At 34.0% G+C, this 25,913-nt stretch carries 20 protein-coding genes, 1 tRNA gene and 2 pseudogenes; 9 read left to right on the forward strand and 14 right to left on the reverse strand.

Annotated features, from left to right (window positions below):
• Nucleotides 1-7: 7 nt before the first annotated feature.
• From lep to HS129_11820, 11 genes and pseudogenes are all read right to left on the reverse strand, one after another.
• Nucleotides 8-361, reverse strand: coding sequence for a LipL41-expression chaperone Lep (gene lep, locus HS129_11770; GenBank protein MBE7412717.1), 354 nt, complete (start codon nucleotides 359-361; stop codon nucleotides 8-10).
• Nucleotides 361-1,407, reverse strand: coding sequence for a lipoprotein LipL41 (locus tag HS129_11775; GenBank protein ID MBE7412718.1), 1,047 nt, complete (start codon nucleotides 1,405-1,407; stop codon nucleotides 361-363). The genes lep and HS129_11775 overlap by 1 nt, the downstream gene beginning before the upstream one ends.
• 134 nt (nucleotides 1,408-1,541) lie before the next feature.
• The gene (locus tag HS129_11780) at nucleotides 1,542-2,744 is read right to left on the reverse strand and encodes a molybdopterin molybdotransferase MoeA (GenBank protein ID MBE7412719.1); all 1,203 of its coding nucleotides are present in this window, start codon (nucleotides 2,742-2,744) and stop codon (nucleotides 1,542-1,544) included.
• Between the two features lie 2 nt (nucleotides 2,745-2,746).
• Nucleotides 2,747-7,130, reverse strand: a pseudogene (locus HS129_11785) (CoA activase).
• A 211-nt stretch (nucleotides 7,131-7,341) separates the two neighbouring features.
• Nucleotides 7,342-7,731, reverse strand: coding sequence for a hypothetical protein (locus HS129_11790; protein ID MBE7412720.1), 390 nt, complete (start codon nucleotides 7,729-7,731; stop codon nucleotides 7,342-7,344).
• Nucleotides 7,728-8,069: a hypothetical protein gene (locus tag HS129_11795; protein ID MBE7412721.1), complete on the reverse strand. Its 342-nt coding sequence runs from the start codon at nucleotides 8,067-8,069 to the stop codon at nucleotides 7,728-7,730. The genes HS129_11790 and HS129_11795 overlap by 4 nt, the downstream gene beginning before the upstream one ends.
• Nucleotides 8,053-8,562: a sigma-70 family RNA polymerase sigma factor gene (locus tag HS129_11800; GenBank protein MBE7412722.1), complete on the reverse strand. Its 510-nt coding sequence runs from the start codon at nucleotides 8,560-8,562 to the stop codon at nucleotides 8,053-8,055. Before HS129_11800 ends, HS129_11795 begins: the two co-directional genes overlap by 17 nt.
• A gap of 89 nt (nucleotides 8,563-8,651) precedes the next feature.
• Complete coding sequence (locus HS129_11805) at nucleotides 8,652-9,038, reverse strand: hypothetical protein (GenBank protein MBE7412723.1); 387 nt, start codon at nucleotides 9,036-9,038, stop codon at nucleotides 8,652-8,654.
• A gap of 5 nt (nucleotides 9,039-9,043) precedes the next feature.
• Nucleotides 9,044-9,205 carry a hypothetical protein gene (locus HS129_11810; protein MBE7412724.1) on the reverse strand — a complete coding sequence of 54 codons (162 nt, stop codon included), beginning with the start codon at nucleotides 9,203-9,205 and terminating at the stop codon, nucleotides 9,044-9,046.
• A 241-nt stretch (nucleotides 9,206-9,446) separates the two neighbouring features.
• Entirely contained in the window at nucleotides 9,447-10,274 is an 828-nt protein-coding gene (locus tag HS129_11815; protein MBE7412725.1) for a hemolysin III family protein, read from the reverse strand.
• 117 nt (nucleotides 10,275-10,391) lie between these two features.
• Nucleotides 10,392-13,304 (reverse strand): class I SAM-dependent DNA methyltransferase, encoded by a 2,913-nt coding sequence (locus tag HS129_11820; GenBank protein MBE7412726.1) that lies wholly within the window; start codon nucleotides 13,302-13,304, stop codon nucleotides 10,392-10,394.
• A gap of 251 nt (nucleotides 13,305-13,555) precedes the next feature.
• On the opposite strand from HS129_11820, the gene HS129_11825 reads away from it, so the two are divergent.
• Genes HS129_11825 through HS129_11835 form a run of 3 tightly spaced genes read left to right on the forward strand, consistent with a single transcriptional unit; the run spans nucleotide 13,556 to nucleotide 16,237 of the window.
• The gene (locus tag HS129_11825; protein MBE7412727.1) at nucleotides 13,556-15,730 is read left to right on the forward strand and encodes a copper-translocating P-type ATPase; all 2,175 of its coding nucleotides are present in this window, start codon (nucleotides 13,556-13,558) and stop codon (nucleotides 15,728-15,730) included.
• A complete protein-coding gene (locus tag HS129_11830; GenBank protein ID MBE7412728.1) occupies nucleotides 15,727-15,933 on the forward strand; it encodes a heavy-metal-associated domain-containing protein in 207 nt (68 codons plus the stop codon). The genes HS129_11825 and HS129_11830 overlap by 4 nt, the downstream gene beginning before the upstream one ends.
• A complete protein-coding gene (locus HS129_11835) occupies nucleotides 15,911-16,237 on the forward strand; it encodes a metal-sensitive transcriptional regulator (GenBank protein MBE7412729.1) in 327 nt (108 codons plus the stop codon). Before HS129_11830 ends, HS129_11835 begins: the two co-directional genes overlap by 23 nt.
• Before the next feature lie 117 nt (nucleotides 16,238-16,354).
• On the opposite strand, the gene HS129_11840 is transcribed toward HS129_11835, so the two are convergent.
• Nucleotides 16,355-16,426 (reverse strand) — tRNA-Arg (locus HS129_11840).
• Between the two features lie 122 nt (nucleotides 16,427-16,548).
• On the opposite strand from HS129_11840, the gene HS129_11845 reads away from it, so the two are divergent.
• The gene (locus tag HS129_11845) at nucleotides 16,549-16,827 is read left to right on the forward strand and encodes a hypothetical protein (protein MBE7412730.1); all 279 of its coding nucleotides are present in this window, start codon (nucleotides 16,549-16,551) and stop codon (nucleotides 16,825-16,827) included.
• 4 nt (nucleotides 16,828-16,831) lie between these two features.
• On the opposite strand, the gene HS129_11850 is transcribed toward HS129_11845, so the two are convergent.
• Nucleotides 16,832-18,832 (reverse strand): helicase, encoded by a 2,001-nt coding sequence (locus HS129_11850; protein MBE7412731.1) that lies wholly within the window; start codon nucleotides 18,830-18,832, stop codon nucleotides 16,832-16,834.
• A 126-nt stretch (nucleotides 18,833-18,958) separates the two neighbouring features.
• On the opposite strand from HS129_11850, the pseudogene HS129_11855 reads away from it, so the two are divergent.
• Both HS129_11855 and HS129_11860 read left to right on the forward strand, forming a co-directional pair.
• Nucleotides 18,959-20,260: pseudogene (locus HS129_11855) on the forward strand (AarF/ABC1/UbiB kinase family protein).
• 157 nt (nucleotides 20,261-20,417) lie between these two features.
• A complete protein-coding gene (locus HS129_11860; GenBank protein ID MBE7412732.1) occupies nucleotides 20,418-20,819 on the forward strand; it encodes a hypothetical protein in 402 nt (133 codons plus the stop codon).
• Between the two features lie 37 nt (nucleotides 20,820-20,856).
• Here HS129_11860 and HS129_11865 read toward each other — a convergent pair whose 3' ends face one another.
• Nucleotides 20,857-21,006 carry a hypothetical protein gene (locus HS129_11865; GenBank protein ID MBE7412733.1) on the reverse strand — a complete coding sequence of 50 codons (150 nt, stop codon included), beginning with the start codon at nucleotides 21,004-21,006 and terminating at the stop codon, nucleotides 20,857-20,859.
• An 87-nt stretch (nucleotides 21,007-21,093) separates the two neighbouring features.
• On the opposite strand from HS129_11865, the gene HS129_11870 reads away from it, so the two are divergent.
• From HS129_11870 to HS129_11880, 3 genes are read left to right on the forward strand one after another with little or no spacing between them, the layout of a single operon-like run.
• A complete protein-coding gene (locus tag HS129_11870; protein ID MBE7412734.1) occupies nucleotides 21,094-23,748 on the forward strand; it encodes a valine--tRNA ligase in 2,655 nt (884 codons plus the stop codon).
• The gene (locus HS129_11875) at nucleotides 23,738-25,018 is read left to right on the forward strand and encodes a phosphoribosylamine--glycine ligase (protein MBE7412735.1); all 1,281 of its coding nucleotides are present in this window, start codon (nucleotides 23,738-23,740) and stop codon (nucleotides 25,016-25,018) included. Before HS129_11870 ends, HS129_11875 begins: the two co-directional genes overlap by 11 nt.
• Nucleotides 25,018-25,896 carry a hypothetical protein gene (locus HS129_11880; protein MBE7412736.1) on the forward strand — a complete coding sequence of 293 codons (879 nt, stop codon included), beginning with the start codon at nucleotides 25,018-25,020 and terminating at the stop codon, nucleotides 25,894-25,896. The genes HS129_11875 and HS129_11880 overlap by 1 nt, the downstream gene beginning before the upstream one ends.
• Nucleotides 25,897-25,913 lie beyond the last annotated feature (17 nt).

Here is a 25,913-nt window from a genome sequence, read left to right on the forward strand (position 1 = left end):
GTCCTCCTTATTTCAACTCACCTTCATTTTTTTTACATTGACTCAATTCAAAAAAACTTGTTGCTTTCATTTCACATTCAATTTGCTTTCTGGACTTAGACTTCATGCAAGAATCAATATTCGCACCTGAAAGTTTAGGATTTAAAATAGAACGAAGGATTAGAGCTTTTTCTTCTTCAGGAATTTTAGGATCATCTGCAATAATTTTTACAATGTGCATGTGAACATTGATACATTCTTTTTCGGTAGGAGTGGATTTCTTACAATTTAGATTTATAAATAAAAATCCGATACAATATATGAAAAAAAAGCCGGAAGAAATTCCTCCGGCTTTATATTTGTCAAATTTGAAAAGTTTAATTACTTATCACCTTGATCAACTGCTGCAGTAGCTTCTACTCTTTTTCTCATTTCTCTAAAGTAGTTTTTATCGCCACCTTTTACGTTCATTGCTTTTTCAAAATTTTTGATCGCATTGTCGTAATCACCGATTGAAAAATAATAAGCTGCCATGTTGCTAAGTGCTCCAGGACTTTTTCCACCAGCTTTTTGATCAGCTTTTTTCCACTGTTCAAATGCTTTTTTCATGCTTGGAGTCTCACCAGATGCTTCTTCGTAGCCTTCTTGTAATAATGAAGCAACTTCTTCATTATCATCTTTTACAAAAATTTTAATTTTTGCGGTTTTTACTTGTGGAGATAGTCTTTCTTTGATTTGTGCTGATGCGTCATCCAATGCTTCACCGAATGCTTCAAGAACTCCCGGACAACCGGTATCTCCTACAGAAGCAAAATGTTTATAAGGCTTTGATACTACAGATTTCATAGTAGCGCCTGTCTCAACATTGATAAGTGTAGCATCAAGCGGAATAAGAACTGCTCTATACCCTGTTAGTTTAGAAACTGCTTCATTATTGTTTCCACCGGTAGCAATACTTACAGCTTTCAATGCGGCTGCAGCTGCATCAAATTTTGTTTCTTGTCCACAGCTTGTATATGGTTTTTGATAACCGATAAAAAGGAACATTTCAGCATTCAGTAATTTACCAAGTTTTGCTTGTCCTTTTGTTAGACCTGTAAGGGTAAACATCTGCTCATTTGCAATGTCAGCACGCTTACTTACGTCGATTAATTTGTAGTAGCCTTCTTTGTCGAAAGCTTCAAACACCTTACTTGGCATTTGATCTACAAAGCTTGATTCACCAAAAATCTGGTGCCACAAACCTTTTTCAGGTTTTTGAACAACTAAACCAACTTGTCTGTTTACTCCGACAAATTTTTGTAATTGTCTTCCTTCTTTTGATTTTGGGAAAACTGGATATTCCACATCTATTGTTTCTGCACAACTTGCTAATAAAGCTATAGCCACAAAAGATAGAAGTAATTTTACGTTTTTTTCTAATTTCATAGTTTTACCGTCTGATTCCTCTCTAAAAATTTAACTGAATGTATTAATTTGAATTTAAAACAACTCTGTCAAATTATTTTTTTAATTTTTTCTGATTTCTTTATTAAAGAAAAGTATTTTAATTTCGTTGATTTTTATACTCTTTCTGTATTCCAAGAATAAAAATATAGAAGCTCCCCATCTCTTAAATCGAATTTTTCTTTAGGGTGACACGCAATTCCATCAGATTTTGCAGCAGCAATGATATCACCACTTCCATGAAACTCTACCAAAGAAAGACCAGTTTTTATTCCGGTAGAATTCAATTTTACAGGAAAAAATTCAGTGAGATTGTGCTTTTTTCTTCTCTCGCCCAGAAAAGGGATTTTTAAGGGGAGATACTCCGAACTCTGAAATAATTTATACAGAAAAGGCTCAATAAATATTTTAAATGCGACTTGAACAGCAAACGGATTTCCCGGTAACGCAAATACAATTTGTTTATTTTGCCCTACTCCAAACCAAAAAGGCTTACCGGGTTTTACTTCAATTTTATGAAAAAGGCAGTCCACATTTTTTTCGGCTAAAATTTTTGGGACATAATCAAATTCTCCCATTGAAACTCCGCCTGTTATAAAAATAATTTCAGAATTTAAGGATTTCTCGATACTTTTAGAAATCTCTTCCGGTATGTCAGGAAGTATTTCTCTTTGAATTGGGGTAATATGAAATTTTTTTAGAAATTCTGTAAGAGTGTATGAATTAGAATCGCGTATTTGCTCCGGTAGAGGATTTGCATTAATCGGAACAATTTCATTTCCTGTAGAAAGGATCGATACTTTTGGAGGTTGAAAAACTCGTACTTTGGTTTTCCCGATACTTGCCAATAAAGAAATAGAAACCGGATTGAGTAAGTGTCCTTTTTCCAAAACCGGCGAATCTTTTTTAATATCCTCGCCTTTTCTTGCAATATTATGAAACGAAGAAATCGAGTCTAACTGAAAATAAACTTCTTCTTTCGATACTACGCTATCTTCAACTTTAATAACCGCATCAAAATTATCGGGGACTCTTGCTCCAGTCATAATCTTAACACTGCCCAACTCAGAAAAAACTCTATCTCCTAAATCACCGGCTTGGACAGTTCCGACTATCTTGAATTTTTTGCCTTTAGAGTAATGTTTAGAAGATACAGCAAATCCATCCATAGCAGAGCGATTGAATGGTGGATAGTTTCTATCAGAAAAACAATCTTCCGCTATCACTCTTCCTGATATTTCATCAATAGAGAGTATTTCAGAATTTAATTGAAAGACTTGAGACTGAATAATTTCTTTTGCTTTTTCTATCTCTATCAACTCTAAGACTCTTTGACCAACTCTCTTGCGGTCATTATTAGCATCTGAAGTCGATTTTCAATATTTCCAACACTTATATCAGGATCATAGTCTAAAGATAAAATTTGAATATTCTGAAATTTCTCTTTAATTGCTTTAATCATTCCTCTACCTGAAATATGATTTGGCAAACATCCAAAAGGCTGAACAATCACAAAAGACTTGACTCCCTTTTTTATCATGGCTATTATTTCCCCAGGTAAAAGCCAACCTTCTCCTGAATTGAAAGCCTGCTCCATAATTCCTTCTACATTATGGCTTAACTCACGAATGTCAGGTTTTGGACTAAAATATATAAAATCTTTTCTTATTTTTTCTACTTTTCGAATATAGTAATTAAATAGAATTCCAAGTAGATAAGACGAAATTCTATCCACTAAAGGGTAGGTATTGAATTTGTGTTTTGCGGCTTCTTCCATATTTACGACTTCTTGTCTAAAAAAATCCAATATAGGGGGGAGCCAAGGCTCCATACCATTTTCTAAAAGATAATTTACTAAGTTATAATTTGCAGTAGGGTGGTAGTTTACTAAAATCTCCCCTACAATACCTACAACTGGCTTCTTAACATTTCTATCGTGAGGAATTTTATTAAATGCAACTACGGCTTCTTTCAATACATTCAACATTGGAGACAGACCTTTCTCAAATGCTTTCATCCCTTTTGTTAAATAATCTTTAAATACCTCTTCTGTTTCTCCCTTTTTTAATTCATAAGGAATAATGCGTTGCCTCATATCGTATAACGCATCTAAATAGAGCATTGCTTGAAGAGCATAAATATTGTATCGTATTCCTAACTTAAATCCAGGGTGAACATCTTCAAGGTCTGTTCCGTTTGTAGCGATAGGTATATCTTCAAAACCGCTTTCGTCTAACGCCTTTCTGACAAGAACAAAATATTGCAAAGCCCGGCAAGCATTACACTTTTTTGAAAGAGCTACGGCGAGTTTATCTCTGTCTTCAGTACTATTTTTTAAAGCAAGCAATAGCTCTCCAGTATTCAACTGTGCCGGAAAACATATATCGTTGTGTACATATTTCTTACCAAGCTCAACTGCTTCTTCATTTGCAGCAGGCACAATTACCAAATTATAGCCTAACTTTTTTCCGATTGTCTGATTGATTACGGAAAACTCGGGATACAGATTGGGAATGATTACCTTTCTTCGTTTTTTATCGGCTTTAGTAAATATGGGTTGTTTTTTTTCTTTAATTTTACTTTGCATTTACTTCTTTTCTCTTTCTTTTATTCTGAATAGTTTCAATAAAAGATTTCACTCGTATTCCAATAGGTCCTCTATTATCGCCTTCATCCAACTTCAAAACCAAAGGCATCTTGTTTCCATTTTCTTTGAGTAGTCTTTCCAATTCGTCGCTAATAATTGCATCATGTCCGCATCCGAAACTAACGACTTGCACTATTTCTAATTTTGGATTCTTTAACGCCATAAGTGCAGCAGAAAAAACCCTTGTGTGAAATTCATTATTCGTGTCAACTCTTACACCTTTCAATTCTACCTTGTCTATTCCAGGCAACGCATTCACTTCAAGTACAGGAATTCCAAGTCTTGTAAAGTGGGTTGAAAGATCGTGGTTAATAAAATGATCATCGTGGTAAGGTCGCCCGACAAGTATCACAGCAAAATCGGTAGAGTCATCTAATGAGTCCAGAACGTCTTGACTTTTATTTTCTAATTCATTTTGAAACATTTGAGTTGCTCTATCTGCATTGCTTATTGCTTTACGAATTATTTTTTCTTTTAAGCCGAGTTTTTCTATTCCATACTTAACAATTTGATTGTCTCTTGACTTTACACTTTCCCATTGAAACGGAGGGTTATCATAAGGAATCCCATGTTTTGTTTCAGGCTCGTCGTTTTTCCTTACAATTTCGCTATACCCTTGGATCACTGGACACATCCAAGAATTTTCGGATGACTTATTTGTTTTTAAAACCTTCAAAATCATAGGATTAAAAATTCTATCTACTTTGTTTGCAATTAAATCCAGTACGTGTCCGTGCACAACTTTTGCAGGCAAGCAAACTGTATCCGATGAAACTGACCCAAGTCCGCTTTCAAACAATTTATAAGAAGTAGAAGTAGAAATATATACGTTGTAGCCGAGAGAGCGAAAGAATGTTTTCCAAAATGGCATACTGTTATAGAATTCCAAAACTCTAGGAATACCTATAGTTTGATTTTTGTCTGTATCGACTTGAACATATTCAAAATCACTGAATAAAAGTTTTTCTCTATAAACAACCATATCAGGGATAGATTTAATTTTTTGTGCTATTGCTCTAACTTTTGCTTTTACTTCGGGAGACTTTGGATCCTCAATAATTTCTCCTTTTTCGCAGCGATTCCCCGTTACGTGATGGGCATTATTGGAAAACTTTACGATAGAGCGATTGCAATTATTGGAGCAAAAAGTACAAATACTTGCAGGCATTTTTTCGTATTGAAAATTTTCTAATTCCTCCCAAGTGATAAACTTAGATTGATAAGAAATGTCTTTTTCTTTTTCTTCTTCAACTTTTTCTTTTGTTAGCAGTGCAACTCCGATAGCTCCCATTTCTCCGGGGTGATCCGGACGAACGATGACCTTACCCGTTTTTTGTTGGAATGCTCGAAGCACTGCATCATTTTTAAAAGTACCACCCTGCACTACAATATTGTCTCCGAGTATGGCTAAATTAGAAATTCTAAGTACTTTTGTAAGAGCGTTCTCAACTACCGACCTACAGAGTCCGCCCATAATATCATTTATACTTTTGCCATTTTTTTGCTCAGTGATAATAGATGAGTTCATAAAAACAGTACACCTTGAACCCAATTTAGAGGGCTCTTTCGAGCTAAACGCAAGATCTGCCATTTCTGCGATAGGGATTTTTAACGATTTAGAATAATTTTCCAAAAATGATCCACAACCAGCACTACAAGCCTCATTCAAAAGGAAGTTAGTCGGAATCCCATTGTGTACAAAAATTGCTTTCATATCCTGACCACCTACATCAAGAATGAAACTAACGTCCGGACAAATTTTAACTGCTGCCTTAGTATGTGCAACCGTCTCTACCGTATGATAATCTACATTAAACGCATTGGCAAAAAGCATTTCACCATAGCCAGTAGAACCTGCACCCAATACTTTTAATGCAACTCCCCTCGATTCATATTTTTTTCTTAGATCGAGTAGTCCTCTTTTTACAACATCGATTGGCTCACCATCGTTATTTCTATAATACTTATCTACTAAATTCCCGCCTTCATCTAAAAACACAAACTTACTTGTAGTGGAGCCTGCATCTATACCAATATAAATACCCAACTCATGAGGAGGGCTATCAAATAAATTGTCAGCGTAGGAGCGAAAAGTCGGTAGAGCGTATTGTGTTTTGAATTCGTTAAATTCTTCTTCTGATTTAAAAAAAGAATTATTCAATTGTCCATCTTTTGGAGTGATGGCTCGAATCGGATTTTTCAGAGCTTCTAAGTTTCCTTTTTTATAGAGCGATTCTCTATCGCTAAACATGTCAATTGTAGCTAAAGCTGCACCATAAGCCACTAATACTTCAGGATGATCGGGCACAATCACCATTTCCGGGGTTAAGCTCAATCTTTCTATAAATACTTCGATTAGCGCCTTATTAAAGGTCAAGGGTCCTCCTTCAAAAATCACAGGCCCCTTGATCTCCATTCCCTGTGCAAGTCCACCAATGGTTTGCTTAGCGATTGCATGAAACACGGAAAGTGCAATATCGTCTTTGGAAACACCTTGATTTAAAAGCGGCTGTATGTCTGTTTTTGCAAATACTCCACATCTTCCCGAAATATCATAAGTTCTCTTTCCGTTCAAAGCGTATTGACCAAATTCCTCTGGTTGAACTTTTAATAAATCTGCAATTTGATCTATAAAGGCACCTGTCCCACCCGCACAACTACCATTCATTCTCATATCCGATACAATAGTCTGACCGGTTGACTCTTCTTTTGTAAAAAAGATTAATTTTGCATCCTGTCCACCCAGCTCAATAGCTGTCTTTACATCGGGGTATTTTCTTTTGATAACTATACTATTCGCTACAACCTCTTGAACAAAAAATACTCCCAAAGTCCTTGCTATTTCGATTCCACCACTTCCACAAATTGCAATTCTAAAGTTATGGTTTGGGTAATGGTCGTGAGCTGAGTTTAATATATCATAAACAGTCTCTACTTGAGAGGCATTATGTCTTATATAACGATGGTAAATTACTTTATCAGTACTATTAGGCTCTATGATTGCAATTTTAACTGTTGTTGAGCCAACATCAATTCCGACTAAAAGGGTATTATCCATCTTTTATTTTCCACCTAAATCAATGTAATATATTTTGGAATGATTCTATATTCACTCTTAAAATAAAGAAATTCTTGGCAAGCAAATATCATAGTTTTTTCGTATAATGATTTTGATAAAAAAATAAACCTCAAATAGTCAAAATATTTTTTTTAAAATTTGTTTAGTCGAAATAGAATTTAGAACTTGCGACATAAATCTTCAAGAAGACTTACTTCAAATATTGGTTTACTTCTTTGATATAGCTTCTTTGTCGAAACAATACAAATCCGAGTAATACCACGAATAATACTAACGCAAGCAAATACACAAGATTCAGACTTTTTAGCCTGGATTCTTCTTCAGAAATTGCTTTTATACTTTCTAAATGAGAAATAAGTAAGTAGAATTTATCAATATTAGGATAAGATTTTCTCGCGTCTTTTCGGATTTCAGAAATTAGGGTCGCTGCTTCTTCTTTTGACAGCTTAGAAACTACCGGATAAATATCCGACTCCGATAGATTTAAAAATTCTCTATAATCCAATTTTTTTTTTGATTCAGAAAATACAGAGTTCTGAAAAAATAAAATACCTACAAAAAAAATACTAATAACTTTCATTCTATATATCCTAATTTATCCTTCCATTCCTGTAAATAAGGAATTTTTACCTTTGACAAATAGATCCCGATTAAGATGGAATATAAAGAAAAAATAGCGCAAACAGTTCCTAAGGTTATTATCAAAAGATTGTCGTTCTCAATAACATCATTCCTGAAAAACAAAATTGATATAGGAGAGAAAAATAAAACTGCAAGAGAAAAAAATATATACTTTAATACTGCAAAGGGAGGAGTTTGAGCTTTGATTCTTTTTTGAATTCCCACAGGAGCATCACTATATACAGAAAAAATATCCGGTTTACCAAAATTTAAAACGGGTTTAGAGTTTGTTCTCATCTTTTAGCCATTCCTTTAAAATTTCTTTTCCTCTAAAAATATAACTTTTCAAAGTATTCATTTTTAAATTCATTCGCTCTGAAATTTCCTTATAGGACATTTCTTCAAAATAATACAACAAAAGTGGTTTCTTATACAATGATGGCAATTCAGAGAGCATATCTCGAATCCTATCTCTTAACTCTTCTTTAATAAAATGAAATTCAGGTGTTACAGAATTTTTTTCTTTAGTCAGCCTCTCGTTGGAGCTTAACTTCATAGAATCTAAGTCTTCATGTTTTGTTAAAGGTACTTCTATATTTTTTCTATATCTTCTTATAATTTCATTTTGTGCAATTTTATACACCCAAGTTGAAAATAAAGCCTCTCCCTTGAAAGTAGAAAGTTTTTCAAAAGCTCTTGTAAATACTTCCTGTGTTAAATCTTCTGCTTCATCAGTGTTTCCGATAGATTTCATGGCCTGAGAAAACACCATGCCTTGATATTTATCCATCAAAATATGAAATTCTGAATAATGTCCTGAAAGAACTTTTTGAATTGTCTCCCAATCTTTCGGATTGCAGAGATTCTTTGGCTCTTGGACTACGGACGAAGTTTGTAGTAAGTCAATAGACCTAAGCCAATCGCTAATGGAACTAACCCTCCTAACATGGCAAGGGATTTTCCCAAAACCACGATAAATACTACAGATAAAGCAAAACCTGTAAACGTCAACAAAAGTCCAACAAAAAAGGAAAGCATCCTAATGTCAAAAAATACCGGCTTGTACAAATTAGACCGAATTAATTCTATTTTTTCTTTATGATTCCAGTAAAATAAGAAAAAAAGTAATGTACAACCAAAGACAATCCCAACGATTGGAACAGAAAATAACACAAACTTGTACCCATTTTCTATTCCTCCTGCAGCAATCGCTTCATGAAGAAATTTTAGATTTTTGTTTAACTCCTCTAATTCCGTAGGAGTCATTAGAGTTAAACTTTTTCCGTAGATTTTGTGTTTTTAAAATAAGGAAATTGCTTTTCTATTCCCGGTCTTTTGGATAAATTTCTATACCATACTTTATCAGAATAACTTTCTTTTAAAAAGCTCAACTTTGGTTTGATTTTATCTTCTTTTATTTTAATAGTTTTCATTTTATTACATCCCACCCTTACATAGAGGAAATCTTTTCTAATTCTCTAAATAGATTTCACTTTTATAATTTCGGTAAAATTCTTTGTACAGAACATAATTTTTTACCCCTATTATTTCTACAAGGGTAAAGACTCCTTACTTTAAAAATTCTTTTTCAATAAAGCTATTTTAGAATTTGTATTCGTGTGCTACCTCTTACTTGGTATCCTTTTATTGCTCGTAAATTCTGCTTGAAGTCGATTATTTCGACAACGGCAACACATAAAATAGAATTGCAAAAAAATGACATATACTCCCCCCAAGCACAAATAAATGCCAGATCGCATGATTGAACGGCAACTTATTCCAAGCATAAAAAATAACACCTAAGGTATAACTCAAGCCCCCACTCACAAGCCAGACCATTCCACCAAATCCAATCGCCCTACGAATGTCGCCTAACGCAAACAAACAAAGCCAACCCATTATAATATACACAACTACCGAAAGAACACTAAATCTACCGGGCAACACTGCCTTTATAGCTACACCTGTTAGTGCAAGCCCCCAAATTATTCCGAATAAAATCCAGCCTGTGTTGGAATTCTCTCTAAGGCTGACCAAAGTAAATGGAGTGTATGTCCCAGCAATGAGTAAATAAATGGCTGCGTGATCAATTATTTTAAAAACTTGTTTTGTTCTCCAATGGTAAATACCATGATAAAGTGTAGAGGCAAGATAAAGCATTACCAATGTCGCTCCATAAATAGCAGAGCTGACGACCCTCCACACATCACCGTATATTGCAGCAATAGTAACAAGGATAGAAAGCCCTGCGATACTTAAACCCCCTCCTATTCCATGAGTGACTGCATTTGCAATTTCATGCCCCATAGAGTACTCACGAATAATTTCAATAATTTCCTGAATTTTTTCTTGAGGTATAAATTTTTCGGGTTCAACTTTCTCTCTGAATTTTTTCGCTTTTATTTTAGAATGCAATTTATTGCTATCAGAGAATTCTTTTTTATTCAAAACATTTCTTTTATAAGAGGTGTTGCTTTTTTTCGTAGAATTTTTTTGTACCATTTCATGGCTCCTGATTCCCGGCCTATTTACCATAAAATTTTTTATAAATATAGAGTAAAGTTTTTAATTAACGCTGTTTGTTATGGAGGTAAATTAAATTTTGAGCACTTGAAATTATTACTTAATCGCATTAATCTTTTCTTTTGAAAACAAATCAGCAGTATATTTCTCGTACAACTCAAACAAGAACTCCATGCGTTTTGCTTCACTTGTAAACGGCTTTGAACGGTAGGCAGAGTCCACTGCTTTGTCCAATTCTTGGTGTGCTTTCGTTAGTTTTGGTGGCATGGAGAGAGGATCATACAAAGTAGCAAGGGAACTAATATCTCCCAAATTTTTACCGAGTTGGCTTGCTTCACCTTTAGTTTCTCTCCTAAGAATAGAGAGGGATTGAAATTCCTCTCTAACGTCTAACACGCGTTGGGCGCAAGTTTCAATGGCTTTGGTTTGCTTCTCATTTAGATTACTTGGAAACGGATAATTATTGTAACCCAATGTATTAGAGTAGCGAATATCACCTTTTAGCCTCCCGCAAACATTTTTAATCCAAACATTGTGCATAAGAGAGGAAATAATTCCAAATTCATAAAGACCCGCGTCTGGCAAAATAAAAGAAGAATAACTGGCAATAACCTCTTTAGGCAAAAAACCAATGGGAATGTATTTTCTAAATTCTGAGGAGACAACGGGAATCATTTGGTAATCCGTTTCTGGTTGTCGATCTTCCATAAAAAGAGTAGGATATTCTGCCCATTTTCTTGTTGCTGGTTTTTTACTGCCCGCTCGAAACTTTTTTACATTATCGACTCTCTTTTTTATCTCAGGATTTTCTTTAATATCTTTGGGAGTTGCCTCCTTCAACCAAAGACAATATCTATGATAGGAATTGATCAACTCATCAGAACCAATAAATATCCTTACTAAACGGGCTTGCTCAGGGTATTTTTGAACGAATCCATTCTTTTCTTCCTCTGTGAAAAATAGAAAATTTCCATCATCAATTGCCGCATTTCCTTTCATCATCTTTGGAACTTTTTGAATTGGATTTGTTTGTGGTTCGATAAAAATATCTTTTCCTTCTAACAAAAATGGATTGATCCGAGTGACAATTTTTTGCATAGCTTCACTTGTAACAGTTTCATATTCAAACAATCTTTTTTTTGAAATCTCAAAATTTGCAAATCCAATAATTACGCAATAGACTGCTGCCTTGCCCCTTGCTTCATTACTCCACTTGAATGTCTGGTGTGCAAAATGGATTTTTATATTTTCTTGCGTTATTAATGTTTTCCACAAAGAAGAAATTTGTATTCCCTGTGCAATGGAATTGGTTGAAACAAATCCAACTGAGATTTTTTTATTATGGATATACTTCGCCGCCTTATAGTACCAACATGCTACGTAATCTAATACGCCAATGTTATTGACTCCGTGGAATACGATCTCGGTATCTTCTTTTTGCCTATCTAATTGACTGCGTGATCCCACAAACGGTGGATTTCCCAGTATATACGAATAATCAGAGACAAGATGTATCTTGTCCCTACTGTATTCGACTTTACCGGACACTTCCTTTTTGCCCATGTCGTAAAAGTACGTTTCTATAATCCTAGGTCTTAAAAGAATACCCCAATCTGTTCTAAGAGCGTTGGCATGAACTATATTTGCTGCTTTCTGCAAAGGAAGTCTCAAAAAATACATTCCAAATTCTTTGCTTAGTTTTTGATTCATCTGGTGGTCTATTAGCCACATTGCTACCTCAGCCACTCTCGCGGGAAATTCTTCAATTTCAATTCCATACATCTGATCTACGTCAATCAGTACTACGGTTTTGATATTCGTAAACATTTCTTTCTTGCTTAGTATCTTTAATACTTCGATTTCTAATAACCGTAATTCTCTATACGTGATTACTAAGAAGTTACCACAACCACAAGCTGGGTCTAGAAATTTTAAATTCCCCAACTTTTTATGAAAGTCGATTAACTTATTACGATTCCCCTTAACAGAGTCAAACTCTTCATAAAGTTCATCAAGAAAAAGTGGTTCAATTAATTTTAAAATATTTTTCTCGCTAGTGTAATGCGCTCCTAAATTTCTTCGCTCTTCTTTGTTCATTACCGCTTGGAACATCGAGCCAAAAATAGCGGGAGAAATCAAACTCCAGTCCAAGTGGCAACATTCCAATAACGCATAACGCATTTTAGAATCGAAGCTGGCAATGGGTAAAACTTCCTCAAACAACTTTCCATTTACGTACGGAAATTTATTTAATTGCTCATCAATATTTTTAAATCGTTTTTCTTTTGGTGTATTTAAAACTTGAAATATTTCATGTAACTTTGCGGCGAGGTCAGAGCCGTCTTCATTTGTTCGTTGCTCTATGTAGTCTTGGAACGCTTGTTTCTCAAAAATCATAGTATCTTCTGCAAATAAACAGAATAAAACTCTTACTAGATACACTTCTAATGGATGCTCCGTATATCCAATATCCTTTAAACGATCATGGAGTTTACCCATTAGCTCGGCGGCTTTGATATTTACAGGGTCTTGCTCTTCATAGATTTTTTGCTCGTAGCCTGCAATAAAAGCAAAGTGTTGGACATTATTTGTTAAATCACTCAGTTTGAACTCAACAACTCTTTCATCGGAGGAAGTCGGCTGTAGGCTTTCTAAATCATACAAACGAAAATTTGTAAAGTCAGAAACTAAAATATATCGGGGCAATTCATTATCCTTTAATCCAGGAAAATAGCCCTTAGCCTGTTCATGGGCTTTATTCAAATCTTTGCCTTTTGATTTGAATTCAATTAGAATTTTCCCTTTCCATAAAAGGTCGATAAATCCTTGTTTGCCGCTTTCATCTTTTACATTTAATTCAAATGTTGCAACTCGCCTTCTATTGATCCCGAACACATGGAAGAACGCATCCATAAAAGACTTCGCCTCGGCTCTTTCATTAAAGTCATTTTCCCATTCTTTAGAAAACTGAACTGCTCGTTCTTTAATTTCATTCCAACTTAATGCCATATTACCTACTATCTAATTTTGAACAAATATCCAATTTTCATCTATTGTAAAAATATAAAAACCTTATTTTTTCCTTGTTCTGTGTCAAGATGATTTTGTTTGAAGCACCTGAGACCAAGACAGAATAATTGCCAACTCAATATATCAAATATATTATTTAGTTCAATTGCAATAATGACTCTCTCAAAAATTAATATAGTATTTTTGAAAAATCCTTGACATACTATACCCCACTATGGTATAATGCAATTATGAAAGAAGCACTGACTCAATTTCAAATAGAAGGGATGACCTGCACTGCTTGTTCAAACCGAATTGAAAAAAACCTGAATAAAATTCCCGGTATAAAAGCAGAGGTCAATTTCGCTTCTGAAAAAGCTACGATCCACTTTTTAGACGGAAAAAAAGATATTGCTTTAATAGAAAAAGCGGTAGAAAAAACCGGCTATAAGGCTCGAGAAATTGTATCAAACTATAGATCAGAGATTTCAAAAAAAAGAGAACTCCTTTTTAAAAAAGAGTTAGGGTTTTTTATTTTTTCTGCAATACTTACAATTCCATTAATGATTCCAATGTTTACCATGTTTTTAGGAATCCATTTTTCTATACCAGCACTCATCCAATTGATCCTTGCAACCCCTGTACAATTTATTGCAGGATTTAGATTTTACAAAGGTGCCTTCTATTCTTTGCGATCTAAGTCAGCCAATATGGATGTGTTAGTTTCACTTGGAACTACAATGGCTTACTTATTAAGTCTGTATTACACCATTTATGGAGATATAAATTCCCACTTATATTTTGAAGCGAGTGCTACAGTGATTACTTTGGTTCGATTAGGAAAGTTACTCGAGGAGCGCGCAAAAGGAAAAACATCTTCTGCCTTAGAGGAGCTAATCAGACTTCAACCTAAAAATGCAAGTGTTATTCGAAATAGTGAAATTTTGAAAATTTCCACAGACGAAATACAAGTTAAGGATATTTTTTTAGTGAAGTCCGGTGAAAGCATTCCTGTGGACGGAATTATTTTAGAAGGTAGCTCTTCTTTGGATGAGTCCATGCTCACAGGAGAAAGCATTCCCCGACCAAAAACTATAAACGATAAAGTATTTTCAGGTACACTCAACTTAAACGGTTTATTAAAAGTACAAGCCACTGAAGTTGGAGAAAAAACCTATCTATCTAAAATCGTACAGCTTGTTACAGAAGCTATGGAGTCAAAAGCACCAATCCAAAAATTTGTAGATAAAATTTCAGAAATTTTTGTGCCCACTGTAGTTTCAATTGCAGTGATTACATTTCTTGGTTGGTACTTTTATTCAGGAGATTTGAATAGCTCTATAATAAATGCAGTTTCTGTTTTAGTGATTGCTTGTCCTTGTGCTTTGGGTTTGGCTACTCCAACTGCAATCATGGTAGGGAGTGGAAAAGGCTCTGAACTCGGAATATTAATCAAAGACGCTACATCTTTAGAAAAAATCGGGTCTGTGCAAACCATGGTATTTGATAAGACAGGAACGATTACGGAAGGAAATTTCACTGTAAGTAAAATGGAAAACTATTCAAATAGGACAGAGACTCAAATCTTAGAAATTCTTTCTACTCTTGAACAAGGCTCTACCCATCCTCTGGCACTCTCTATTTTAAATTACGCAAAAGAGAAAAGCATTCAACTCTTGGAAGTTAGTGAGTTTCATAACTACCATGGAAAAGGAACGTCCGGTATCATAAACGGGAAAAAATATTTCTTAGGCTCAAAACTATTTATTACAGAAAATACAAAACAATTTAGCGACCCGAAGAAAGAATTTTCTGGGACAAGGGTTTACCTTTCCGATGAAAATAGTCTATTAAGTTTAGTTTATCTTAAAGATGAAATCAAAAAAGATGCACTCTTCTCTATTCAGATTATCCAATCTATGGGTATTACTCCCATAATTTTATCTGGAGATATTAAAGAATCAGTAGAAAAAACTGCCTCCGAGCTTGGAATCACAAAATATTTATACCAAGTTTTACCCGAAGAGAAAGCAAATAAGATTAAAGAATTAAAACAAAACAATACTCTCGTAGCAATGGTAGGAGATGGTGTAAACGACTCTGTTGCTTTGGCTGAGGCAGATATTGGATTTACTCTCGGCTCTGGATCTGGTGTGGCTATTGAAACAGCTGATGTAACCCTAATTAAAAATACTTTGATTTCAATTCCTGTAGCAATCCAATTATCCAAAAGCGTAATTCAAAAAATTAAACAAAATCTTTTCTTTGCATTTTTTTATAATATAATAGGAATACCTTTAGCTGCGCTTGGTATGTTAAACCCTATGATAGCTGGTGCAGCTATGGCTATGAGTTCCGTATCTGTGATTACAAATAGCTTATTATTTAAAAGATGGAAACCAAAACTAAAAGGAGTAAACTTATGAAAACTTTAGAACTCAACGTAAACGGAATGAGTTGTGGGCATTGTGTGAATACAATCACGAAATCTTTAAAAGCCTTAGCGGGAGTGAAAGAAGTTGAGGTTTCACTTCTCAATAAAAAGGTAAGTGTTTCTTTTGAAGAAAATACAGTGCAAGCTGAAAAGATAAAGGAAAGTATTGTGGATGCAGGGTACGAGGTTGCCTAAGACTTATAATCTTCAAAATAAATTAGGTCGGCACGTAGATCGTAAAAATAAATCCGACATTTTAAAAAGGATTAAAAGAATAGAAGGGCAAATACAGGGAATTCACAGGATGATCGAAAGCGACAGGTATTGCCCGGATATTCTAACTCAAATCAATGCGGCAAAATCTGCGCTTGAATCTATGGCAATGGTTTTAATAGAAGACCACGCAACACACTGCATTGTCTCAGATATTCAAAAAGGAAAAAGTAATTCTGCAATAAGCGAGTTAATGAAAATCTTAAAAGGATTTAATCGAATATAAAATTTTGCCTCGGGAGGGAATCGGCTTTCAAATAAATTCCTCCTGAATTTATTTTACAGCCCGGCTCGGTCGCTTTGCAAGCCTTCGATTCCTAATTTATTTTTAGTTGGAAAGTTTTGCCTCGGGAGGGAATCGAACCCCCACTCTCAGTTCCGAAGACTGATGCTCTATCCGTTGAACTACCGAGGCTTATTTTTTTTACTTTTTTACCAATGAAAATTTAGTAATTGTTTTGAGTAGATAAATTTTTTGTGGACAGATAAACCCTTACTGTCAATCTGAGCACAATCTATTGACAAGGATTATAAAAGATGGAGTGGGAAAAAATTCTTCGGGATGCGGTAAAAGACAACTCTATAAAAGAGCTTCATCTCAGAAAGGTGCCAACATTAAAAACCTGCGAAGACTGGAAACAGGTTTATGAAGTAGGGTTGGTAGATCATAAAACGAAATACGCCCACTACAAAGGTGGACTTGTAAAATACGGTGATAGACTTTTTTTTGTAAATGATCAAAGACTTGAAGCTCTTTCCCCATTCCGTTCATGGAATTTCAAAACTAAGATAAAAATTACCGATATAGAAAAATAATTTCTTATCGAATCAATTTAATAATCAGATTCAACTTTTCTGAAATTGTAATTACATCCCCTATTTTATTTTTATCGATCAATATTGCAACAGGGCTAATCTCCTCTATTACAATTCTCTTGCCTTTGATTTGCCCCATAAGCAATTCCATTACAATCGAGTCACAAGTTTTTAATAGAACACAATCTTCGGTGATTGTTACAATCGGTAAATTTTCGCCCCAATCTTGAAATAAAAACAATAGGTTCTGTGCAAGTTCAGCTTTATTAGACTCTCGTAAGAACTGGATAAATTGTTTTGAGTCATAACCCAAAAGAATTCCTTGTTGAAATGCTTCCTTAGTTAAGGTAAATGTATATACTCGATCAAAATCTTTTAATTCTGTAAACGCCTTCAGCAAATGAATTCCTATCATAGAAACTTTTTCAGGAAAAGCAATGATAGTGAAATCAGGATTGATCATGATTCCACCTTTTTCTGTGTGGCGATTGATTGATTTAGATTGAAAGAAATTTTTTCCTAAATCAGAAAGAGATAGATTTCTTGAAGGATACTCAACTTCCAATAAACCAAATAGATGAAGATAAAAAATTGCAGAGATAATATCTCTTCTTAAATCACTCAAGTCTGCTTCAAAATTTTTAATCTTAAAACCGGGCGACAAGATCAAATGATCCCGAACTATAATAGAAAATATTACCGAAATATTTACATTTCCATAATCAAGAATCAAACTAACGCATTTGTCCAATATTAGCTTATCGTACAAAGGCACTTCCATAGCAGAAAAAACTTCAGGAGGATTGACTCGCTTTGCTCTTGCTTCGTTTGCTTCATGGATAACCATGTTCATAACTTCAAAAATATCTTTTTTTTGAAATTCGTCGATTTCTCCGATTAAAACAACTCCTTCACCTTTGATGTCAACATATCCGAGTAGTTTCAAAATCGGTAAAATTAATTCTATTTGATATACTTGCCCTTTTTCAGGAAATATATCTATATCCATTTTGAGCAAGTCTTGCTCTGTTCTTTTGTTATCAGATTGTTTTATTTTACCTGACTTCGCGAGATTGATACCTTTTCGTGAAATAAAGGACACCATCTTCTTAATATTTAAAAAGAAGTCTAAATCATTCTTTGCAATTTTTTCTTGTTTCTGTTTAGTTCCCTTTTTTACGGCTTGAAGAATTGGATTGTCTTGAAGATGGCCAAGGATTTCTTTAGGAATTACAATAACGCGTATAAACCTATCTTCAATAAAATACACATCTGTGACTAAATGTCTAGCCAACAGCACCGGAATCACTTGTTCAAATTTTCCTCTGTTTACATGTATGTAGTTTCTAATAGTTTCTGCTTCTACAATCCCTCCATGTAAGAATATATTTCTGAGAGTTTCCCTTTCTAATTCACTTAATGAGTGAATGTTCGCTTGAATATTTTCACTGCTTATCGCTGCCTTGTACAACTCTTCACTTGAAAATTTCTTCTTTAATGAAAGTAGTTTAATCCAATGCGAATCAATTTCTTCTTCGGTTAATTTAGAAAGAATTTTATCGAGAGAAATTTTGTATTTTTCACTTTTTACATTTTGTTCAATTTTTACACTTTGTGCAATTTCTTCATAAGCGTGGTATTTATCTAAATTATTGGTTAGCCTTTCTCGATTTTTTCTTTGGTAAACAAGGCAATATTTTCGCAGAACATTTAGTTCCATTTCTGCGTTTAAAGGAGGAAGAGTAGTTTTTCGAACAATTTCACCAAGAGTGAGAACATTTTTATTTTTTAAAATAGAAGTATAAATTGTTACTTGAATCGGAGTTAATTTTTCCAAAACTCCTTTCAAAAAAAATTCATCCGAAAATGCCTCGGTTAATTGTTTAATCGAAGTCTTCTTGTCTTTTCCTGAAAACTTTTGCAAATTCCAAAGAACTGCAGCTTTTTTCAGTTCAGGTAAGTCAAGTTTCTCAAGTTCCTGAATTAAAGTTCCGTCTTTTTCCATAAACCTGTTACATCTGGGTTAAGTGACCAATAATCCAAATATAATGTGTTTTGTAAACAAAATTTTATTTTTTGCACTAATTCTATAGTTGCAAAATCCATGTTTTGTTTTTACTTTGAAACCTATATGAATTCAATTTTTGACAAAATCAAATTTGGTATAAACGGCAGTCTAAGACTAATCAACTCAAGTGCAGTATTTACTACAAAAGCCGGTTCTATTTTAAAAGAGCTTTTACTCTCCGGTTCAACCTCTAATATTCCTGTAAAATTAAGAGAGGCATTTGAAGAGCTTGGAGCCACTTATATTAAATTGGGGCAGTTTATCGCATCGGCACCTTCTCTTTTTCCCGAAGAATATGTGAATGAAATGCAGAAATGCTTAGATAGCGTTCGTCCGGTCAGTTTTCCCGAAATCAAAAGAATTATAGAATTTGAATTAAAAGGAAAAATTTCAGATTGCTTTCAAAGTATAGAAGAGACTCCAATTGCATCTGCATCCATTGCTCAAGTTCACGGAGCTATAACTAAAGACGGGCTTGATGTAGTCATAAAAGTTCAAAGACCGGATATTGAATCCATTCTTGAAACAGATTTAAACTTAGTATATATTATTTTTCTCGTTTTAGATAAAATTATCCCTGGCTTGAACAGGTCAGGCCTTCTCGATATGGTGAAAGACTTCCAAGCCTCTATTTTAAAAGAAATCGACTTTATCCAAGAAGCAAAAAATATTGAAGAGTTTGAATCTTATCTGTTAAAGAATGGAGAGAATCGAGGAAAGGTTCCAAGAGTTTACCACAAACTTTCAACCAAAAAAATTTTGACGATGGAAAGACTCTATGGAATTCCATTAACCGACGTAAAAAAACTTCGCATGGTTGTAAAAAATCCAAGACAAACTTTAACAGACGCTCTCGACATATGGTTCAAATCCCTTTCCTCTACAGGTTTTTTTCATGCTGATGTACACGCAGGAAATTTGCTTGTATTAAAAGATGGAAAAATTGGCTTTATCGACTTTGGTATTGTAGGCAGAATTTCTAAGAAAGTTTGGTCAGGCTTGATGGTATTTATGGAGGGGCTTGGACTAAACAATACAGACAAAATGGTCTAAGGATTAGTTGACATGAATGGAACTGCTGAGGGAATCGATCAAAAAAAATTTTCAAGCGAGCTTTCGGAAATTTTTGACAAGTTAAACGAAGTAGCTATAGATTTTCAAATGGGCGACTTTAATGCGGTCAATGAAAGAGAACTAAACAAAATCATGTTCGACTTAAACGAAATCACCAAGAGAAATGGCTTAAAAATTCCTAGGGAATTTGCACTACTTATAAAACAATTACTCTATTTTGATAGATACGTTAGATCCCTTGCGCCCGACATAGATTTGTTTCGGAACCCTAAACTATTTTTAAAAGGATAGTTGAAGAAAACCGTTTGGAACAGACACGCTTATCCCCAAACTAAATCATAAAATTTTCTTATTTTTTAGCTAAATTTTACAAATTCAGTATAAATGACTAACTATCTTTACTAAAATTTATCTTGACAAAAAGAATTTTTTAGTAGATATTCAAAGAATGTTCAGCACGAAGAAAAAAGACAAAATTCTAGCAAATATCCAAAACTTTGCAGAATCGCTTCCCGTTACTGCAAAGGACAAAGGGTATCTTTTGGATGCTGTAAATGATATAGTAGAAGAAATTTCTATTGTTAAAATCGAAAAAGTAAACTCTTCCGATATTAAATTATTAATCTTAGAAATGAGAGAAGGATTTAAAAGAGTTGATGAAAGATTTGCTTCTAGCGAAAAAATTATGAACGAAAGATTTATATCTTTTGAAAAAAGATTCGAAGCAATTGATAAGAGATTTGAAGCAGTTGACAAAAGATTTGAAACTATGCAGTGGTTGTTAGGGCTTGGGTTTACATTTTTAACTATTATAGTTACAATTTTTGGTTATATCAAACCTCAAAGCTAATCAAAATTCTTACTTTTAGAAAATTTGAGTAGAGCTATTATTTCTTTACTAAAGCACTTAGAATTTCTTGTCTTTTTTTATCTTTTTGGAATTCGTTTAGAACAAGCCATTCTCTTTTAATATCTTTTTCCGAGATACCTTTTGCTTTAGCAAATTTTTTTAATAATTTCACAGTTTTTTGATTCATAAAATCCACTGAATTTGCTCTTTTATTCAAAGTCAAATGAAAAATGACCTGACAGAAAAAAATAAAATTCAATATCGTCTATGCAGTATGAAAAAAGAAATCAGCGATCGCTATGAGCCTAATTCAGTAGAGGAAAAATGGATTCTATATTGGGAGAAAAATTCAAGTTTTCTTCCAAATAAAAATTCAAAAGAAACTTTTTCTATAGTGATTCCTCCACCGAATGTTACCGGTACATTGCATATAGGACACGCACTCAACCACACGATTCAAGACATAATTATTCGTATCGAAAGAAAAAAAGGAAAGAACACTGTTTGGGTTCCCGGCATGGATCATGCAGGGATTGCCACCCAAGTAGTTGTAGAAAGAGAGCTTGCAAAGGAAGGGAAGAAAAGATTAGATTTTACTCGTGAAAATTTTCAAGAAAAAGTCTGGGAGTGGAAAAGAAAATCAGGAGGACAAATTACTCATCAGCAAAAGAAGTTAGGCGAAAGCGTAGATTGGTCACAAGAACGATTTACTATGGATGCAGGTCTTTCTAAAGCAGTTATAAAAGCATTTACATCTCTTTATGATGAAGGATTAATATACAGGGGAGAAAAATTAATTAACTGGAGTCCAAAAGCAAAGACTGCTATTTCGGATATTGAAGTAGAATTTAAAGAAGTTCAAGGAAAACTTTATCATATTCGATATCCTATTAAAAACACAAAAGAATTTGTAGTTGTTGCAACCACCAGACCCGAAACCATGCTTGGAGATGTTGCAGTTTGCGCTCATCCTGAAGACAAACGTTATGCGAAACTGAAAGACTCTGTATTGGAGCTACCACTTACTAACAGAGAAATTCCACTCCTTTTCGACTCTTTTGTGGACAAGGAATTTGGAAGTGGTCTTGTAAAAATAACTCCTGCTCACGACTTTAATGACTATGAAGCCGGACAACGATTAGGTTTAAAACCTATCAATATATTTCACCCGGATGCTACAATAAATGAAAATGGAGGAAGTTACTCCGGTTTAGATAGATTTGAAGCAAGAAAGAAAATTGTTTCAGATTTAGAAAAATTAAACCTAATAGAAAAAATTGAAGACCACACTCATTCCGTTGGACACAATCAAAGAGGGGGTGATATTATCGAACCTTATCTTTCTACACAATGGTTTGTAAAAGTTGAGCCTTTAGCAAAAAAGGCTATTGATGCAGTCCGGTCCGGTAAGATTGAATTTATCCCCAAGATGTGGGAGAAGACATATTTTGAGTGGATGGAAAATATTAAAGACTGGTGTATTTCTCGTCAACTTTGGTGGGGTCATAGAATTCCTGCTTGGTATTGTGTTGGAGATGAACAGTGTAAATTAGAATGCAAATCGCCTATCGTATCCGAAACTCCACCTGAAAAATGTCCTCATTGTGGGTCGAAAAATCTAAAACAAGACGAAGATGTTTTAGATACTTGGTTTTCTTCTGGGCTTTGGCCTTTCTCTGTTTTTGGATGGCCGGAAAAAACAGATGAGTTAAAAATGTATTATCCAAATTCTATTCTTGTTACTGCTTTTGATATTATCTTTTTCTGGGTAGCCAGAATGATTATGTTTGGATTAAAATTTATGAACGATGTACCTTTCAAAAAAGTAATCATTCATAGTCTTGTAAGAGATAAATCAGGAAAAAAATTCAGTAAGTCACTCGGCAACACTGTTGACCCTCTTGAGATGATGGCAATCTACGGAACAGATTCTTTTCGATTTTTCTTAGCTGCAACATTACCTGAGGGAAAAGATATTTTATTCGATGAAAAACGTCTCGATGGTTACAGATCGTTTGCAAACAAAATATGGAATTCCTCCAGATTTATAGTTATGAGTTTATCGGAAAATTTTACAATCAAGGATCTTTCTAAAGAAAATTTAGAATCTTCTGATTTATGGATACTTCACAGATTTAACCTATGCCTTGAAAAATATGAAAAATCTTTTTCTGAATATAGATTTTATGAAATGGCAGATTCAATCTATCAATTTTTTTGGGGAGATTTTTGTGATTGGTATATTGAGCTGACAAAAAGTAGAATCTATGGAAAAGAGAGCTTGCAAAGTAAGGAGCTTGCCGAGCAAGTTTTAGTTCAAACCTTGCTCGCCGGGCTTTGCTTACTGAACCCGATGATGCCTTTTATCACAGAAGAAATTCACTCTATTTTCTCCGACAAGAATTTAGCCAACAAAGAATGGATAAAAAAATTTACTGTAAATGATTTTAATAGTATTAAAAAAATAGATCTGCTTCAAGAGATTGTAGGAGAAGTTAGGCGAACTCGCTCTGAGTTAAATGTTCCATTAGACAAAAAATGTAAAATTATCTTAAAGTCTATTGATCCGCTTGTTAGAGAATTAGCAATTGAGGAAAAAGATTCTATTCTTCAATTAGCCAAAGCCGAATCTTTGGATATTTTTCATAACCACGATATATCCAAGTCAGATTCAGTGATACCATTTTCTAAAGGAGAGATTATTTTACCTCTTTCCGGCATTATGGACTTTGAAAAAGAAAAGCAAAGATTAAAAAAAGAAGATGAGTCTATTAAAATTGAAATTTCAAAAATACAAACGAAGCTGACAAATGCTCAATTTTTAGAAAAAGCAAAACCGGAAATCATTGACAAAGAAAAGGAGAAGCTCAAAGTTTTACAAGATAAGCTCTTTACAATTCAAGAAGGATTCAAAAAATTTGAAACTTAAAGTTCTTTTAATCGGAAGTGGCGGAAGGGAAAGTGCTCTCGCTTGGAAAATCAAGCAATCTCCCTTGCTCTCTGAATTTAAAGTTTTTCCCGGCAACGGAGGCTTTCAACCTGAAGAAATCCTTCCTGTAGGTAGTATTGATTTAAAAAATAAATTCAGTGTCCAAAATTTTATTAAAAAAGAGAAATTTGATTTTGTTATTGTTGGACCTGAAGAACCTCTTGTTGATGGAATTACTGATTGGCTCACTGAAATCCATGTTCCTTGTTTTGGTCCCTCTGCCTATTGTGCTCAATTAGAAGGCTCGAAAGATTTTGCAAAATCTCTTATGAAAGAATTTGGAGTTCCCACTGCTCGCTATTCTACATTTACTAATTTTGAAGACGCAAAAAAATACATCGAATCCCACTCTACTCCAATTGTAGTTAAGGCAGATGGTCTTGCAGCTGGAAAAGGTGTCATGGTTTGCAAATCTGCCAAAGAAGCTATAGAATTTATTCACGATATTTTTATTGCGCATAAATTTGGAAAAAGTGGAAACAAAGTTGTAATAGAAGAATTTTTAGATGGGGAAGAAGCATCCATATTTGGAATTTGTGATGGAAGTAATTTTTTATTACTGCCACCTGCACAAGACCACAAAAGAGCTTTCGATAACGACGAGGGACCGAACACTGGAGGAATGGGAGCTTATTCTCCCACTTCACTAATAAGCACAGAAGTTCTAAAACAAATCCAAGAAAATATTTTTCAACCAATGCTTGCCGGATTACAAAAAAAAGGTTATCCGTATAAAGGACTACTTTATGCAGGACTTATGATTTCAAAAGAAGGCAAGGTAAATATTGTTGAATTCAATTGTAGATTTGGGGACCCAGAAACTCAAGCGATTTTACCTTTGATTGAAGACGATCTTTTAGAAGTTTTTTATGAAGCCTCTACCGGGAAAATAACAAAGAAAGGCTTAAAATTAAAAAATGGTTTCTCGACTGTTGTAGTTCTCGCTGCCAAAGGATACCCGGATTTTTACGAAAAAGGAATAGATTTATTTTTTCCTCCGATTCCAAACAAAGAATCTTTTATTTTTCATGCTGGGACTGTGGTATCCAGAGATGGTATTTTGAAATCAAATGGAGGTAGAATTGCAGGGATTGTAGCAATCGGAAACACTTTAAAAGACTCTATTGAAAAAGTGTATAATATTTTGCGGACAATTTCTTCACCAAAAATATTTTATAGAACTGATATTGGAAAAAAAGGATTGTTCTAATGCCATTTTCGATTTCAGGAAATTTGAATCTAATCGAAGACTCATCTTTAAGAAAATTTGCTAAAAACTTTGGAATTATTTTATCAGACAAGCAATTTGAAAAACAACAACATCAAATAATCAAAACTGCTTTGAAAAATAATAAGAGTTTGTCTCAAATTTTACTTAGCCTTACGAAAAGTGAATTAATTAGCTTAGTGTACATTTTAACTCAATTTGGAGATGTTACTTTAGAAGAGACCCCGGAAGAATATTCCAATATGGAGAAAATTCCTTTTGTTATAGAATGGCAAAAATCGAAATTTATGCTTCCTTATGAAATCATAGATTACTTATCAAGCGAAAAAATTTTTAAAAATCAAAACTATCTTTTTTCTTTACTACCACAACTGAGCTTAAAAGAAAAAAAATCTTGGATTCGATGGATTGGAGTTGATTTTGAAAAAGAGTTTGAGAATGATATCAACCACGAAATATTATACCACTGTCGTTTATTACAAAAACCTTTTAAAGGCAAATCCATCATTCTTGAGAATGAATTTTTCCTGACTCAAGTTTGGTCTGTAGGAAGCAATGAAATCGTAGATTGGTTTTATAAAAAACTTACACCGTTTTACTATTCAATGCACGAGCTTTCCAAAAATGAGCAAAGCCCTTTCATCATTCATCTTCTCGAAACAATCAAAGCCGGTAAATATATTTTAAAAGAAGTAGAAGGCAAATTCAAACTTGTGGCAACTATCGAGGGTACGACTCCCCAACTGCGAGATACAATTTTTCAATATGAAATAGAAAGAAATACTTTAAAGCATAGTCTCTTCTCTCAAAAAAATCCTTCAGAAGAAATCTTTTCTGACAAAAATACTCTACTGCTTTAACACTCTCTAAATTTTGA

Source organism: Leptospiraceae bacterium, assembly GCA_015075105.1.
Classification (GTDB): Bacteria; Spirochaetota; Leptospiria; order Leptospirales; family Leptospiraceae; genus JABWCC01.